Annotated in this window: 9 protein-coding genes; 7 read left to right on the plus strand and 2 right to left on the minus strand. The window is 38.9% G+C overall.

Translation table 11 applies throughout. The features are described 5' to 3' along the window. Nucleotides 1–174 precede the first annotated feature (174 nt). A complete protein-coding gene (locus CRO54_RS18265; RefSeq protein WP_097133515.1) occupies nucleotides 175–630 on the plus strand; it encodes a GNAT family N-acetyltransferase in 456 nt (151 codons plus the stop codon). 426 nt (nucleotides 631–1,056) lie between these two features. On the opposite strand, the gene aspS is transcribed toward CRO54_RS18265, so the two are convergent. Further along, nucleotides 1,057–2,808 carry an aspartate--tRNA ligase gene (gene aspS / locus CRO54_RS18270; RefSeq protein WP_097133516.1) on the minus strand — a complete coding sequence of 584 codons (1,752 nt, stop codon included), beginning with the start codon at nucleotides 2,806–2,808 and terminating at the stop codon, nucleotides 1,057–1,059. A gap of 373 nt (nucleotides 2,809–3,181) precedes the next feature. Here aspS and CRO54_RS18275 point away from each other — a divergent pair, with 373 nt between their 5' ends. The 4 genes from CRO54_RS18275 (at nucleotide 3,182) to CRO54_RS18290 (ending at nucleotide 7,761) form a co-directional block, all read left to right on the plus strand. Further along, complete coding sequence (locus CRO54_RS18275) at nucleotides 3,182–4,327, plus strand: DNA polymerase III subunit (RefSeq protein ID WP_097133517.1); 1,146 nt, start codon at nucleotides 3,182–3,184, stop codon at nucleotides 4,325–4,327. 1 nt (nucleotide 4,328) lies between these two features. Then, a complete protein-coding gene (locus tag CRO54_RS18280; RefSeq protein WP_097133518.1) occupies nucleotides 4,329–5,861 on the plus strand; it encodes a PSP1 domain-containing protein in 1,533 nt (510 codons plus the stop codon). Further along, complete coding sequence (locus CRO54_RS18285; RefSeq protein ID WP_240775156.1) at nucleotides 5,854–6,423, plus strand: gliding motility lipoprotein GldH; 570 nt, start codon at nucleotides 5,854–5,856, stop codon at nucleotides 6,421–6,423. The genes CRO54_RS18280 and CRO54_RS18285 overlap by 8 nt, the downstream gene beginning before the upstream one ends. 147 nt (nucleotides 6,424–6,570) lie before the next feature. Then, nucleotides 6,571–7,761 (plus strand): thioredoxin family protein, encoded by a 1,191-nt coding sequence (locus CRO54_RS18290; RefSeq protein ID WP_097133519.1) that lies wholly within the window; start codon nucleotides 6,571–6,573, stop codon nucleotides 7,759–7,761. A gap of 636 nt (nucleotides 7,762–8,397) precedes the next feature. Here the strand turns inward: CRO54_RS18290 and CRO54_RS18300 are convergent. Next, entirely contained in the window at nucleotides 8,398–9,699 is a 1,302-nt protein-coding gene (locus CRO54_RS18300) for a UDP-N-acetylmuramoyl-tripeptide--D-alanyl-D-alanine ligase (protein ID WP_097133521.1), read from the minus strand. A gap of 156 nt (nucleotides 9,700–9,855) precedes the next feature. On the opposite strand from CRO54_RS18300, the gene CRO54_RS18305 reads away from it, so the two are divergent. Both CRO54_RS18305 and CRO54_RS18310 read left to right on the plus strand, forming a co-directional pair. Continuing rightward, nucleotides 9,856–12,339, plus strand: coding sequence for a M14 metallopeptidase family protein (locus tag CRO54_RS18305; protein WP_097133522.1), 2,484 nt, complete (start codon nucleotides 9,856–9,858; stop codon nucleotides 12,337–12,339). 571 nt (nucleotides 12,340–12,910) lie between these two features. Further along, the gene (locus tag CRO54_RS18310; protein WP_097133523.1) at nucleotides 12,911–16,036 is read left to right on the plus strand and encodes a SusC/RagA family TonB-linked outer membrane protein; all 3,126 of its coding nucleotides are present in this window, start codon (nucleotides 12,911–12,913) and stop codon (nucleotides 16,034–16,036) included. The last annotated feature ends 3 nt before the right edge of the window (nucleotides 16,037–16,039 follow it).

The following is a 16,039-nucleotide window of genomic DNA, read 5'->3' on the forward strand; positions in this document are numbered from 1 at the left end:
AACGTTAGTATCTAAACTGGCATAAATTCTATCATTTTACCCGCAGATTTTCGCTGATAAAAACGTCGATTACGCAGATAGGTATCTCCTGAAATCTGCGGATAAATCTGCTTAAATCTGCGGGTGTTTAATCATTTTGTCAATTACCCATTTTATCATTCACTCATTAAAAATATGTCAACCCCAACATTAAACTGGACTTATAAATCATTCGAAGAACTATCGAAATTAGAACTCTACACCATTTTAAGGCTGAGAAGCGAGGTTTTCGTTGTAGAGCAGCACTGTAATTACCAAGATGTAGATGGGAAGGATTTAAAATGCCATCATTTAATGGCTTGGGATGGCGATAATTTAGTTGCCTATACGAGAATAGTTCCGCCAGGAGTTTCTTTCACAGAAGCGAGTATTGGACGTGTATTGAGCAATTCAAGATATAGAGGTATAGGTGCTGGCATTACTTTGATGGAAAAAAGCATTGAAAAGGTATACGAAACACATGGCAAACGCCCGATCCGTATCGGTGCCCAGTTGTATTTGAAGAAATTTTATGAAGGTTTTGGCTTTGTAAAGGATAGTGAAGAATACTTAGAGGACGAAATTCCTCATATTGAAATGGTATTAGCTTAAAGGATTTTAACCATTAAGAAATGAAGCTTAGTTAAGAAATTGACTAGGCTTTTTTTGTTGCGCTTGCTTTTAAAACTGATGTTGACGTGTAGCGAAGCTGCGCAGTAAAATAAATTCAGCATGACGGAGCCTAAATATTACGTCAACCTGAATTTATTTCAGGGTCTGTTAGAAATATATTCAGTATAGGCGTTTCGTCATTGCGAACTGAAGCGTGAGGTTTTGAGAAGGGGTGAAGCAATCTTTATCGTTGGCAATAAATGTATGAAAAATTGCCGCGTCGTTCCTCCTCGCAATGACGACATGACTATAAAAAGCCTTAATTCCTCTTAATTCCTTAATGTTTTCAAAAACAAAAGCCCCGACATAAATCGAGGCTCTTGTTTATATGCGTTGTGAAAACTGTTAACTGAGAACTGCCAACTGTTAACTGCCAACAGTGCTAATCTTCAATTCTTTCAACTGTTTATCATCAATGGTGCTTGGACTGTCAATCATTACATCTCTACCCGAGTTATTTTTAGGGAAAGCAATGACGTCTCTAATACTATCTAAACCAGCAAAAAGCGAACATAGACGATCGAAACCGAAGGCCAAACCACCATGTGGCGGAGCACCATATTCAAAAGCATCTAATAAGAAACCAAATTGTTTTTGAGCCTCTTCATCGCTAAAACCTAAGTGTTTAAACATTAAAGCTTGTGTTTCCTTATCATGGATACGGATAGAACCACCGCCAATTTCGGTGCCGTTTAACACCATATCATAAGCGTTTGCTCTTACCTCACCAGGTTTGGTATCTAACAAAGCGATATCTTCAGGTTTTGGCGAAGTAAATGGATGGTGCATGGCATGGTAACGTTCAGATTCTTCATCCCATTCTAAAAGAGGGAAATCTAACACCCAAAGTGCCGAGAACTTATTTTTATCACGTAGCCCTAAACGAGAACCCATTTCTAAACGCAATTCGTTCATTTGCTTCTGTACCTTCTCTTTCACCGCACCAGCTAAAACTAGTACTAAATCTCCCGGTTCTGTTTGCAACGCTGCCGACCATTTTTTCAATTCATCTTCGTTATAGAACTTGTCTACCGATGATTTTAACGAGCCATCTTCGTTGTGGCGTAGATAAATCAAGCCAGTAGCACCAATTTGCGGACGCTTCACGAAATCGGTTAATTCATCTAGTTGCTTACGTGTGTAATGTGCGCAACCTTTCGCATTGATACCCACTACCAATTCTGCATTATCAAAAACTGGGAAATCTTTGCCTTTTACGATATCATTTAGCTCAACAAAAAGCATCTCGAAACGCGTATCTGGCTTGTCAGAACCATATAAACGCATCGCATCGCTGTATTGCATACGAGGCACTTCTGGTAAATCAATGCCCTTAATTTCTTTGAACAACGTTCTAATTAAACCCTCGAAAGTGTTCAAAATATCCTCTTGCTCTACAAACGACATCTCGCAGTCAATTTGGGTAAACTCAGGCTGTCTATCTGCACGTAAATCCTCGTCTCTAAAGCATTTCACAATTTGGAAATACCTATCGAAACCAGAAACCATCAATAATTGCTTAAACGTTTGTGGCGATTGTGGCAAGGCATAAAACTCACCAGCATTCATACGACTAGGTACGACAAAATCACGGGCACCTTCTGGCGTAGACTTGATCAGCACAGGCGTTTCTACTTCGATAAAATCCAAGCCATCTAAATACCTACGCACCGATTGTGCCATTTTATGACGCAATACCATGTTGTTGCGAACAGGATTACGACGCAAATCCAAGTAGCGATATTTCATTCTCAAATCATCACCGCCATCGGTTTCGTCAGCAATTAAGAAAGGAGGCAATTTAGCTGCATTCAAAATTTCTAGCGAAGAAACTTTGATTTCGATATCTCCAGTGGGAATGTCTTTGTTTTTATTGGTACGCTCAACCACTACACCGCTCACTGTAATCACAAATTCGCGACCAAGTGCACGGGCTTGCTGGCACAAATCGGCATTATCGTTCATGTTAAATACCAATTGGGTAATGCCATAACGATCACGGATGTCGATAAACGTCATTCCGCCCAAATCCCTAGAGTTCTGCATCCAGCCGCACAAGGTTACATTTTCGCCTAGATTTTCAAGGGTCAATGCACCGCAAGTAGTTGTTCTTAACATATTTATTCGATGTTTAAGCGGCAAAAGTACGAATTGATTTACGATTTTAGATTTACGATTTTAGATTTAGCCTGTAAAGGAGTTAAAATATTCTTTTTTAGAAGAGCAGCGCCTGTTTTTGAATTGACACAAATTCTGGTGTAAACTATCACTCTTAGGCAGGTCGCTTATACAAAAAACTTAGAGGGCGTGAAGAAATCTAAGCAGCGGTTGAAAAACACGGAAACAGCTATGAAGCGCTGTTGAATTAAAGACTTGAGTTTGTTTAGCAGAAAACACCAACTCATCAGCTAATGATCACAACATCTCATTCGCTATGTAAAATCTCACATCTCATATCTCAATACTCGTATCTATTTACTATTTTGCACCAATGCAGTTTAAAGAGATTATTGGACAAGACGACGTAAAGCAACACCTTTTACAAACCGTAGCCGAGAACAGGGTTAGCCATGCGCAACTTTTTCTTTCGCCTGCCGGAAGTGGTGCCGTACCCTTGGCTATCGCCTACGCCCAATACATCAATTGCGAGCAAAAAACCGCTGAAGATAGCTGCGGAGAATGTACCTCTTGTCGCAAATACGAACGCTTGATTCACCCCGATTTACATTTTTCTTATCCCTTCTTTGCCTCAAAAGACGTGAAGATTGCTACCGATGTTTTGGAAGAATGGCGAAATATGGTGTTAGAAAATGCTTACTTCGATTTGGATGTGTGGCGTTCTAAGTTGAGTGCAGATAACAAGCAGGCAAACATCAATATTGCGGAAGCGCATGACATCATCAAGAAATTAAGCTATAAAGCTTTCGAAGCGGATACCAAAGTGCTGATCATGTGGTTGCCTGAGTTTTTAGATAGAGAAGGAAACGCCCTGCTAAAAATTATCGAAGAGCCACCTGCGAAAACACTGTTTATTTTAATCGCACAAAATCAGGAACAAATTTTATCTACTATTTTATCTCGTACGCAGATTGTTAAGATCCCTAAGCTGGCAGATGAAGTAGTGAAACAATATCTAGTAGAAAAAGCCAATCTTTCCGAACATCAGGCAGCAGAATATAGCTTTTTGGCTGATGGTAATTTGATTGAAGCCAATGCTTTACTAGCCGACCAAGTGAATAATAACGCAGGTTACTTTTCAGAATGGTTGCGAATGGCTTATAGTAACAGAGTGCCAGATATGATGGCTTTTACCGAAACCGCGGCAAGCTGGGGTAGGGAGAACCAAAAAAATTATATCAAGTACGGAATCAATTTTTTACGAGAGTGTGGTTTAATTCTTAGTGGGGCCGAAGCTTTGGTAAAACTGCCTCCTCAGCACCTAGAAGTGGCTAAAAAATTATCAGGAGTATTAAATATGCCAGTTGTAGAAGCGTTAATTAACGAGTTGGAAAAGGCGCATTACCATATCGAACGTAATGCAAACCCGAAAATTCTGTTTTTAGATGTATCTTTACAATTGGTAAAAATTATAAAATTTAAAACGCTCCCGAAAGGGACTCAATATATATACACGTAATATGGGATGTGGAAGTTGCTCAACGGGAGGCGGTTGTGCCCCTGCTGGCTGCAAAAGTAATGGCTCTTGCCTTACTGGAGGTTGCCAAAAAATGGAAGTCTACGACTGGCTGTCTAATTTAGATATGCCATCTAATTATAAACCTTTTCCAATCATTGAAGTTAAGTTTAAAGGCTCTAGAAAAGAGTTTTTTGTGAACCAGGATGATATTTATTTGGAAATAGGAGAACTCATTGCGGTGGAAGGTCCAACTGGCGGATATGACATTGGCCACGTTTCTTTAACTGGCGAATTGGTGCGTACGCAGTTGAAGCGCAGAAAAACACCTATCGACCAAGTTACCCGCAAAGTTTACAGAAAAGCTACAGAAGCTGATGTAGAGAAATGGAAAATAGCGAAAGGCTTAGAATGGGAAACCATGCACAAGGCTCGTACGTTGGCTTTAGACTTAAAGCTGTCCATGAAAATTAGCGATGTAGATTATCAGGGAGATAGAACAAAAGCCACTTTTTTCTATACTGCAGAAGGTAGGGTAGATTTTAGGGAACTGATTAAGAAAATGGCGGAGGCTTTCCGTATCCGTATCGAGATGCGCCAAATCGGGATGCGCCAAGAGGCGGGTCGTTTAGGTGGTATCGGCTCTTGCGGTCGCGAATTGTGTTGCTCTACTTGGTTAACTAACTTTAAAACAGTTTCTACGGCTGCGGCTCGTTACCAAAACCTATCGCTAAATACCTTAAAGCTTGCCGGACAATGCGGTAAGTTAAAATGCTGCTTAAACTACGAGTTAGATACTTATTTGGATGCTTTAAAGGATATTCCAGATAGAATTGAATCGTTACAAACGGATGTTGGTGTTGCCCGCCATCAAAAAACTGATATTTTTAAGAAACTGATGTGGTTCAGTTATGCTAATCAAGAAGATTGGATTCCGCTAAAAGTTGACCGTGTAAAAGAAATCATGGCAATGAATAAACGTGGCGAAAAACCAAGCAATCTAAAAGATGAAGCAGTTGAGCTGAAAACAACTACCGTAGTAGAGAAAGTTCACGATTATGAGAATGTGGTTGGTCAGGATAGTTTAACACGTTTAGACGATAAAAACCGTAACAAAAACAATCGTAACCGTAATAACAGAAACGATAGAGACCGCGATAGCAATAGAAATAGACCTCAGTCTAATCAAGGTGTTGGAAACCAGAACGGTGGCAATAGCCAAAATGGACAAGCTGCCCAGAAAAATAGGGAGAAACCAAGCCAGCATAGGCAGCAACAGCAGAAAGCTCAAGACAAGCCTCAGCAAGAGCAAAATCAGAGAAATCAACCTAGAAAGGATAACAACAGGCCTCAACAAAATCAAAAGCCTCAACAAAAACCTATAGAGGCTAAAGCGAACGAAAATGCTCCTAAGCCTCAAGCAGAGGGTGGAAATACTGAACAAAAGCGTAATAACAGGAATAGGAACAAGAACCGTAATAGGAATAAGGAACAAGGAGCAAAGAATAAAGATCAAGGACCAAAACCAAATGAATAAGCAGCTGTTGAGGAACAAGGAACAAGTAACTTTGAAAATTGGAAAGACTATGCGGTTTGTTTGTCCCCCTTCGGAGGGGGTAGGGGGAGGATTTTTAGCGAACCACTTCTTTAAATTGCAAGTTTTTGCCTTTTTCTGTGTTTTATTCACTTTTTCTTCCTGCAATTTCAATACGGTAGTAGATACCAATCAAACTATCGAGGATAACCAATGGTTGTATGCCAATGTTGCCAAAGCGGAATTTGAGATTAATGATGTAGCTAAACCTTATCAGGTCAATTTTAAGCTACGTATCAACAGCGAATACAGGTATTCAAATTTGTTTGTTTTGGCTACTTTTAAAGATGCGAAAAGTCGTAAAAAGACTCGCTATCAGTTTAAATTAGCAAAAGCAGATGGCCAATGGCTGGGTAAAGGTTCGGGAGATTTATATACCTATTCCTTTCCCTTACTTAAAAATCATCGTTTTGCAGATACTGGGAAATATAGTATTGAAATAGAACAAAATATGCGAGATAATCCTTTGGTAGGGATTAGCGATGTAGGGATTGAAGTAAAGTAATTAGGTTAACTGTTTAATCGTTTAAATGGTTATTTGAAAATTGCATCTTGATTAAATTAATTGCTAAATTGTTGGAAAGTTATAATGTTTAAAAGTTGAGGGAATATTTAATCATTCAAAATTCACTCATTTAATCATTAATTGTATATGAGAAAGAGATTGTTGGCGGCTTGTCTGCTATTGGTAACGCTTTCGGTTAATGCTGCCGAAATCAAATTTTTAGAAAATCCTACGTGGACTTCAGTGCTTGAAAAGGCCAAGAAAGAGAATAAAATCATCTTCCTAGATGCTTATGCAACTTGGTGCGGTCCATGTAAACAAATGGATGCAGAAACCTACACCAATCAGGCCGTGGCCGATTTCTACAATGCCAATTTCATCAACGTGAAATACGATATGGAAAAAGGTGAAGGAGCAATGTTGGCAGACCGCTACTATGTTTCGGCCTATCCTAACTTGGTTTTCATCAGTCCAGATGGTGTAATGCTACATAAAGGTGTTGGCTTTATTGCCGCAAACGAGTTTTTGACTTTGGCTAAAACCGCTAAAAATCCAGAAACGCAGTACTATACTTTAAAAAAGGGTGCTTTAAAGTTGAGCAATGCACAGTTTTTAAAATTCGCTAAACAGGCGGTAGACTTACAAGATGAAGATTTTGGTCACATCAGTAAAGATTTCCTAGCAGCAAAGCCTGATATTCTAGGCGATTCTGACCTGATTGATCTGATCATGAACTATGCTTTTGCCTTACCTAAAGAAAAGGATTTGACTTACTTCTCGACCAGCAAAAGCAAAATACTGAGAGAAGGCAAATACACAGAAGATGATTTTGAAGAACGTTTGGTAAGTTTAGCTATCCAGTTCGCACTTTCAGAAGAAGTTCAGGTTACTGAAGAGATGGATTTCGAAGCCATTGAAAAGATTCTGGATAAATATGTTCCAGAACGTTCGTTTTTTGTTTACAATTATTTCAAAACACAATATTTCTTAGAAAATAAAGAAACTGACCAAGCCTTAACTTCATTCAATGAAATTTTAGAGCATCCTGATAAAGCAGGTTATCAACAAGTGTGCAATGCCATGATGGGCTTTGGTCCAATTCTATTTGAAGAAGGTAAACTGGATACTTATTTAGCCAAGTTTAATGCGATTCCAGTGCCTGCCAAAGATAAAGAAGTGGCTTATTTGAAAGATTTTGTGAATGCGATTATCTTTATCAAAACTAAACAAACCGCTAAGTTCAAAGAAACTGCAAATGCAATGTTAGCTAGTGCAACTACTCCAGAAGATGTGAAGAAAGACCTGAAGCTGGCTTTACAGAATATGGGAGCTAATTAAGGTAAAAGTTAAAAGTAGAAAGTCAAAAGTTGTTTAACCGGTTAATTGTTGGAATTGGTTAATCGTGTTTGTACTAGCTTTCCTATCTCGTCTCCTAAAGCAAGTTCTGGACGTAAAGCGATAGTAATTTCTATTTCTTTTCTTTTGATGAAAAGAAACAACCTGAGCTTTAGCGAAAGCATACTTACCTATAACAATAAATAAAAAAGTATAAAATCTAGGCCTGCATCTTTTCTTGAATAAAGCAGCGAACACATTGATAGTGCAAAAAAAATGCGTCCCTTTGCTTTTTGGCTTACCCACACGCTGCTTTCTTGCTTGCCTGTGTGCAAAATGTGTTTTGGCACTTTCTCCTACGAAAATCTGCTATGCCGGATAAGTGCTTGGGATTGTGGGTGATGAGTATGAAGTCCCATAACTATTTTTTCTCTCCCTTTGGGAAAGATGCCGAAGGCAGAGAGGGTTTCTTAAAAATATAATAAAACTTCACCCTAACCCTTCCGAAAAATCGGAACAAGTACTTCCTTAAAAATGAGAGGGAAACAAGATGTCTGACTTGCGTTTTGTAATTCTTTCCCTTTTAGAAGAGACAATAATAGTGGCTGCAATCGTAATTCGTAAATCTAAAATCGTCAATTATAGCATCGGTAACAACTGCTCCAATGCCATTCCTCTACTTCCTTTTAATAAAATCAACGAATCTTTCCAGTTTTGCGTTTGAATAAACGTTGAGGCTTCTGTTGGTGTCGTAAAAAAATGTGCATTAGCATCGCCTTTGGCATTATCAAAATGGTGACCTACAAATATTAAGGTATCAATTTCATTTTTGAGTGCTAGCTCAATGATACGCAGGTGTTGTTCAGCAGATTCATCGCCTAGTTCAAACATATCGCCCAAAATGGCAATCTTGTTAGTAGAAGTTAGACTGTTTAAATTGGTAATTGCTGCGGCCATGCTACTTGGATTAGCATTGTAGAAGTCGCAAATTACTGTGTTTTTCTCCGTTTTGGTCAACTGCGAGCGATTGTTGGTAGGAAAATAATCTGCCAAGCCTTTATTGATCTCCTCAGCACTCAATTTAAAGAAAGAACCAATGCTAATGGCAGCTAAAATATTCTCGAAATTATAGGTTCCAGTTAAATTGGCCTTTGCCTCATGACTCTCGCCTTCAAAGCTCCATTCAAATTCAATGAGCGGGTCGCTATGTTTCAACACGCCTTGTACCGTGCTCTCTTCAGCGATGTTGTAACGTATGATGTTTTTAACACCAGCTTTGCTTACCATTTCTATTAAGTCTTTGTTGGCAGCATTCACAAATGCAAAACCATTGCTTTCACTTAAGTAAGCGTACAGTTCCGCTTTTCCTTTTTTTACCCCTTCAAAGCCCCCAAAACCTTCTAAATGTGCCATGCCAACATTGCTGATTAAACCATGTGTTGGTTGTGCTATGCTGCATAACAATTCAATCTCTTTTTGGTGGTTGGCACCCATTTCAATCACGGCAATTTCTACCTTATTGGTAATACTTAAAATAGATAGCGGTACCCCAATGTGGTTATTCAAGTTGCCTTTGGTGGCGAAGACTTGGAAATGTTCGGCAAGTACAGCTCTAATCAACTCTTTGGTCGTGGTTTTACCATTACTTCCCGTCAAGCCAATTACCGGAATGCTCAACTGCTTTCTATGGTGTTTGGCTAACTCTTGTAAAGTGCTCAGTACATCGTCAACTAAGATCAATTGATCGCCTTTGGCAAAATCAGGGTTGTCGATAATCGCAAAAGCAGCACCCGCTTCTACCGCCTTTTCCGCAAATTGATTGGCATCGAAATGATCACCCTTTAAGGCAAAAAATAAACAACCTTCTGTAATAGAACGGGTATCTGTACAAATCACAGGATGTTTTAAATAATGCTGGTAAAGCTGTTCGATGTTAACCATGTTGCCGATTGATAAATAGTATTTTGTAAAATTACGAATGCTTAAGCGAAATCAAATATTCTTTTAGTATAATTGAGTAAGTAGCCACAGATGCACAGATAAGAGTTTCTTAAATAAGGAATAAATCTGTGTATCTGTGGCTAAAAAAACATAGGCATGAAAAAAACATTACTTTCTCTCTGGCTTGGATTATTATGCCTGCCGTTATTTGCACAAATACAAAGTCCAGATGCATTTTTGGGCTATGAGTTGGGTACGCATTTTTCTGCCCATCAAAAAGTAGTCGACTATTTTAAGGAAGTAGCGTCCAAAAATAGCCATGTAAAGCTTCAATCTTATGGCAAAACTTATGAAGGAAGAGAGTTGCTTTTCGCTATCGTATCCGACCCTTCGAACATGGAACGTTTAGAGCAAATCAGGATGAACAACTTGGCTATTTCTAATAATGACAAAACGGTAAAGCTCGCCAAACAACCAGTAATTGTATGGTTAAGCTATAATGTACATGGTAACGAAGCCAATTCTACCGAAACCGCAATGAAAGTGCTATACACCTTGGCAGAAGCAAAGGACGAAAAAACAAAGGCTTGGCTAAAAAATACAGTCGTAATTATTGATCCCTGCCTAAATCCAGATGGAAGAGAAAGATACGTAAACTACTTCAACAGTGTAGTGGGTACCACTCCAAATCCAGACCCTGCGGCTAGAGAGCATTTTGAACCTTGGCCTGGAGGCAGAACCAACCATTATCATTTCGATTTGAATAGGGATTGGGCTTGGCAAACGCAAATTGAAAGTGAGCAGCGGTTAAGACAATACCACCAATGGTTGCCCCAAATCCATGTCGATTTTCATGAACAAGGGTACAACGAACCTTATTATTTTGCGCCAGCAGCAGAGCCTATACATCAGGCCGTTACCCCTTGGCAGCGAGAGTTTCAAGTTATTGTAGGTAAAAATAACGCAAAGTATTTTGATGAAAATGGCTGGCAGTATTTTACCAAAGAGCGCTTTGATTTACTGTATCCATCTTATGGAGATACTTATCCGTTATACAATGGTGCCATAGGGATGACCTATGAGCAAGGTGGTATTAGGGCTGGTTTGGCCGTGGTTACCGCCGATGGAGATACGCTGACGTTAAAAGATAGGATTTCGCATCATTTTACTACATCGATGTCTACTTTGGAAGTAGCATCTGGGCATGCCGAAAAACTAGTTGCTGAGTTTAGGAAGTTCTTTGAACAAAGTCTGACACCAGCAACAGCTTATAAAAGCTATGTCATTAAAGCGCAGAATGTTTCGAGATTAAGAAAATTAGCGGAATTGCTTGCTAAAAATAAAATCAGCTATGCTTTTGGTGCGGAGCGAGCAGATAGAACGTTAAATGGCTATAATTACGAAACGCAAAAAGTAGAGCAATTTAAGCTGGAGCGTAATGACATGGTGGTCAATGTATCGCAGAAGCATGGTGTATTGGCCAATATTCTTTTCGAGCCACAAACCTTAATTACAGATTCAAATACTTATGATATTACTGCTTGGGCATTGCCTTATGCCTACGGATTAAATGCTTATGGGCTAAAAGAAAGCGTTTCGGGAAACTATCCTTTTATAGAAGAGCAAAAGAGAGCAGTTGCAAATGTGGCTAAACCTTATGCTTGGGTGCTGTCATGGAATGGGATGGAAGATGTTAAAGTGCTAATGGCATTGCAGCAGAAAGAGATTAAAGTAAGAATGGCCGAACAGGCTTTTACTATTGGTGGGACAGTCTACAAAGCAGGTACTTTGCTAATTTATAGAGCAGAAAATGAAAAGAAAATCCCTAATCTGCAACCACAAGTAGAGAAATTACTCCAAGATTTGAATGCAGATTTCAAAGTGCTAAGTTCGGGCTATGTAGAAAAAGGAAAAGATTTCGGTTCGTCTACTTACCGATTGCTTGCCGCTCCAAAAGTAGCAGTATTGGCTGGTCAAGAGGTCTCTTCACAGTCGATAGGAGAAATTTGGCATCTTTTTGAGCAGGAATTGAAATGCCCAATTTCGGTGTTAAACGTATCAGCGGTTGGTAATTTGGATATCCATAAAATCAATACGTTAATTGTAGCAGATGGCTATTACGCAGATAGGCTAGCAGAACAATTGGCACCTTGGGTGAGTGCGGGAGGCAAACTGATTTTGTTAGAAGATGCTATTGTTGCTTTTGTAGGTAAAAAACCTTTTCAGATTAAGAGAAAGGAAGAACCCAAAAACAATGATACAAAAGGCGCAAGTAGCCAAAGCTATAGTAGCAGAGACCATGATGATTTCAGCAATGCGATTCCTGGGGCCATCTATAAAGTACATCTAGACCAAAGTCATCCATTGAGTTACGGCATTGGGAAATATTATTACACCTTAAAAACAGATGCCAATATTTATGAACCTTTAGAGAATGGTTATACTATAGGCTCATTAAAACCAGATAGCTATGTGGCTGGTGTAGCCGGAACAAAGGTAAAGAGTAAAATTTCTTCGGGAATGCTGTACGGCGCTCAACCCATTGGTAAAGGTGGAGTTCTTTACTTGTCTACAGATTTAATCTTTAGAAGTTTTTGGGAAGGTGGTAAGCAAATCTTGTTGAATGCTATCTTTTTTTAGCCAATCATTGAAGTAGGTCATTCTATAAATTCTTGCAATTAATCAAATTAGGAGGTTATTTTTAGGCTCACTATTTTGATGGTCATCTAGTATTTATTAAAATTCAAGGTAATCTTGTCAGCTTTTTCGACTTCATAAGCACAATTTCATTATTCAATTTAATCTTCTTCAGAGGCAGTTTAGAATTTTTTCTAATCAACCCTAACTGTCTTTTTAGCCACCCTAAAACCTGAAATTTTGAAGGTGTTTTCATTGGGTCATGTTTGGTTCACGTTCGGTTCAGGTTTGCATAATTGGAAGCTTTTCCGAACAAGTACCGAAGATGGTACAAATGAGGGTCTTATTTTCATTTTATCTCATTCGCATATTTAATATATATCGTTTTGAAAATCATGGTGATAGATTGCTGTTTTCACCAGTCGCTTAGTTTTGTGGCATTATATTCTGATAAGTTGTGGTTAAACAAAATTGGAGTTAGAAATATAGATTATTTTCGAAATAAAATTCTGTCTTAGTGAAAATTATTGTTTCTTTTGCGTGAATTTTTATTAACTAACTAAATTTTTACACTATGAAAAAACTCTTACAAAGTTTGTTCGTACTGCTGTTTGTATGTGTGGCTGGCTATGCCCAAGCACAAACGGTTACCGGTAAAGTAACAAGTGCGGATGATAATCTACCCATTCCAGGGGTATCGGTTAAAGTGAAAGGTGCGTCTGGTGGTGTTGCAACCGATGCAAAAGGTAGCTTTACAATCATCGCTGCCAAAGGTACTACACTAATTTTTTCTTCTATAGGCTTCGCTACACAAGAAGTTACGGTGGGTTCAGGCCCAGTTAATGTCCAATTGGCGAGCGATTCGAAGCAATTATCAGAAATTGTAGTTACCGCAATGGGGCTTTCAAGACAAAGTTCGGCTGTTGGTTATTCCACCACAAAGGTAGATCCTAATAAGCTTTTGCAAAAATCAGAACCTGATATGTTAAAATCGTTGCAGGGTAAAGTAGCTGGTGTGGATATACGTACCTCTCAAGGTACCCCAGGAGCAGCAACCAGAATTCAAATTAGGGGTAATTCTTCATTTTTTGGGGATAATCAGCCGCTTATTGTAGTAGATGGAATACCTTATAGCAACGATCAGATTACAACTAGTAGTCAAACTTCGGGAGGCGGTGCTTACTCAAGTGGTTTGGGTAACTTGGATCCAAATGATATTGCTTCTATGCAAATTTTAAAAGGCTCTGCCGCTGGTGCGCTATATGGCTCTCGAGCATCAAATGGAGTAATTTTAATTACAACCAAGTCAGGCTCAGGTAGCTATCAAAACCAACCAGTGAGCGCTACTTTCAAGTCTTCTGCTTCTGTTGAAAATGTAGCTAACCTACCTAGCTATCAAAATTCATACGGTGCAGGTTCAAATTTTACTTATTCTAATTCTAATGGATCTTGGGGGCCTGCTTTTTCTGCTTTAACTACTATTCCAACATGGCCTGCTTATGCAAATTATTTTGGAACGGCCACTATTCCATATCAGGCTTATCCAAATAACGTGAAAGATCTGTTTAGAACAGGCTCTGTTTTCGAAAACTCGATATCGATAACTGGAGGGGGAGCAAACAGTTCGGTTGCGTTAACAGCGTCTAGACTAAGTCAAGATGGCTACGTAGACAATGCTGGTTACAACAGAACAAGTTTAGGAGCAGGTGGAAAGACAACTACAAAGTTTGGCTTATCATTGGGCGCAAATTTAAGCTACACTAAGAGCAATCAAAATGGCGGTGTGTTTGGAGAGAATCAAGTAGATGGGGCCGCTTCTCAGTTTGCCAGAACATTATTTTTAGCTAGAAACTGGGACCTTAACCTGCCTTACGAAAATAATGAAACTCCTAATGGTGGAGGTCAATTTGACAATCCAAGATGGTCTGCAAGGCATAATACAGTTGATACACAAGAAGAACGTTTCATTACCAACTTTAATGCTGATATCAAAGTTTATAAATGGATAACTGCGGTATTTAGAATGGGGGGTAATATACATTCATTAAATAGACGTCAAATTACCGATATAGGTTCAAGAGCTGCAGAAGGTTTGGGTCGTCTTGTAACGGATAATTACAGAAAACAAGAGATAGAGTCAACTGTCCTGTTAAATTTCGATCCTAAAATCGACAATGACTTTACCTTAACCGGAACATTGGGTTTCAACTCTAATTCACGTAAAACATCCCGTCAACTAAATACAGGAAACAGGTTTATTACTCCGGGTATCTTTACATTGAAAAACACCTCGCAACAAGAGTTCTCAAATGATAATATTTCTAATAGACGCTTATATGGTGCATTTGGAGAAGCTACTGTTGGATATAAAAACTACGCTTTCTTAACTTTTACCGGCAGAAATGACTGGTCTTCTACCCTGCCAGCAAGTAATAGAAGTTATTTCTATCCATCGGTATCTGGATCTTTTGTGTTTTCGGAAGCTTTAAAGATGGATAGCAAAATTTTGGATTATGGAAAAATTAGAGCTGGTTATGCAAAAGTTGGTCGAGATGCTTCTCCATACAGTTTGGCTGACGTATTTGTGATTGGAACCAATTTTATGGGACAAAGCACGGCAAGTATTGATGGGACATCAAATGATCCTTTGTTAAAGCCTGAGTTTACAAAAGAATTGGAGATTGGAACAAACCTTAGTTTTTTAAAGAGTAGATTAACCTTAGATTTAGCTTGGTACGATAAAAAATCAACCAACCTAATTGCACCTATCAGCACTCCGGCCTCATCAGGTTTTGATTCTTATTATACCAATTTTGGCGCAATCAGCAATAAAGGGGTAGAGGTTGAGCTTACTGGTATACCTGTAAAGTCAAATAACTTTTCTTGGTCTATTACTGGAGTATTTACTAAAAATAAGAACATAGTAACTGAATTAACTAATGGGGTTACACGCTTGCCGTTGGCTGGTGTATTAACTACCATAGCGCCTTACGCTGAGGTAGGTATGCCTTACGGTTACTTAAGAGGATCTAGATCATTAAGAGATGCTGCTGGAAATTTACTAATTGATTCTTCTACTGGAATGTTAATAGAAGATACTGAGCAAGGTATGGTCGGTAATCCTAACCCTGATTATAAATTAGGTATTACCAACGCTTTTAAATACAAGAATTTTACATTGGGTGTTCTTTTTGATATGACCAAAGGCGGAGATCTTTATTCGGTAACCATATCTAGCTTATTGGGTAGAGGTGTTACCACAGATACAGAAGACCGTCTTAAAAGTTGGGTTATCCCTGGCGTATATGGCGATCCTAATACTAAAGCCCCTATTTTGGATGGAAACGGTAACACTATACCTAACATTACTCGAATTACCACCAACGACTTATACTTTGGAAACACATTCGCTGTAAACTCTTCTACAGAGTGGAATGTGTACGATGCCACTGTATATAGGTTGCGAGAAGTAACACTGGGCTATACTTTTCCTAAAAGCATGTTCAGAAAACTACCTATTGGTTCTCTTAACCTAAGTTTATCAGCACGCAACCTATGGTACATTGCGCCAAACGTGCCTAAGGGAAGTAATTTTGATCCAGAAACTAACAGTTTTGGAGCTACTAACGTTCAGGGTATCGAGCTTTCAGCAGCACCAACCACACGCAGGTACGGTGTTAATTTAAGTGTAACTTTTTAAGAA

The sequence above is a fragment of the Pedobacter xixiisoli genome (genome assembly GCF_900215335.1).
In the GTDB taxonomy this organism is placed as follows: Bacteria; Bacteroidota; Bacteroidia; order Sphingobacteriales; family Sphingobacteriaceae; genus Pedobacter; species Pedobacter xixiisoli.

Excerpts from the sequence above, each read along its gene's own strand:
- CRO54_RS18265 (WP_097133515.1), top strand. The coding sequence starts at position 175 with ATGTCAACCCCAACATTAAACTGGACTTATAAATCATTCGAAGAACTA.
- aspS (WP_097133516.1), bottom strand. The coding sequence starts at position 2,808 with ATGTTAAGAACAACTACTTGCGGTGCATTGACCCTTGAAAATCTAGGC.
- CRO54_RS18275 (WP_097133517.1), top strand. The coding sequence starts at position 3,182 with ATGCAGTTTAAAGAGATTATTGGACAAGACGACGTAAAGCAACACCTT.
- CRO54_RS18280 (WP_097133518.1), top strand. The coding sequence starts at position 4,329 with ATGGGATGTGGAAGTTGCTCAACGGGAGGCGGTTGTGCCCCTGCTGGC.
- CRO54_RS18285 (WP_240775156.1), top strand. The coding sequence starts at position 5,854 with ATGAATAAGCAGCTGTTGAGGAACAAGGAACAAGTAACTTTGAAAATT.
- CRO54_RS18290 (WP_097133519.1), top strand. The coding sequence starts at position 6,571 with ATGAGAAAGAGATTGTTGGCGGCTTGTCTGCTATTGGTAACGCTTTCG.
- CRO54_RS18300 (WP_097133521.1), bottom strand. The coding sequence starts at position 9,699 with ATGGTTAACATCGAACAGCTTTACCAGCATTATTTAAAACATCCTGTG.
- CRO54_RS18305 (WP_097133522.1), top strand. The coding sequence starts at position 9,856 with ATGAAAAAAACATTACTTTCTCTCTGGCTTGGATTATTATGCCTGCCG.
- CRO54_RS18310 (WP_097133523.1), top strand. The coding sequence starts at position 12,911 with ATGAAAAAACTCTTACAAAGTTTGTTCGTACTGCTGTTTGTATGTGTG.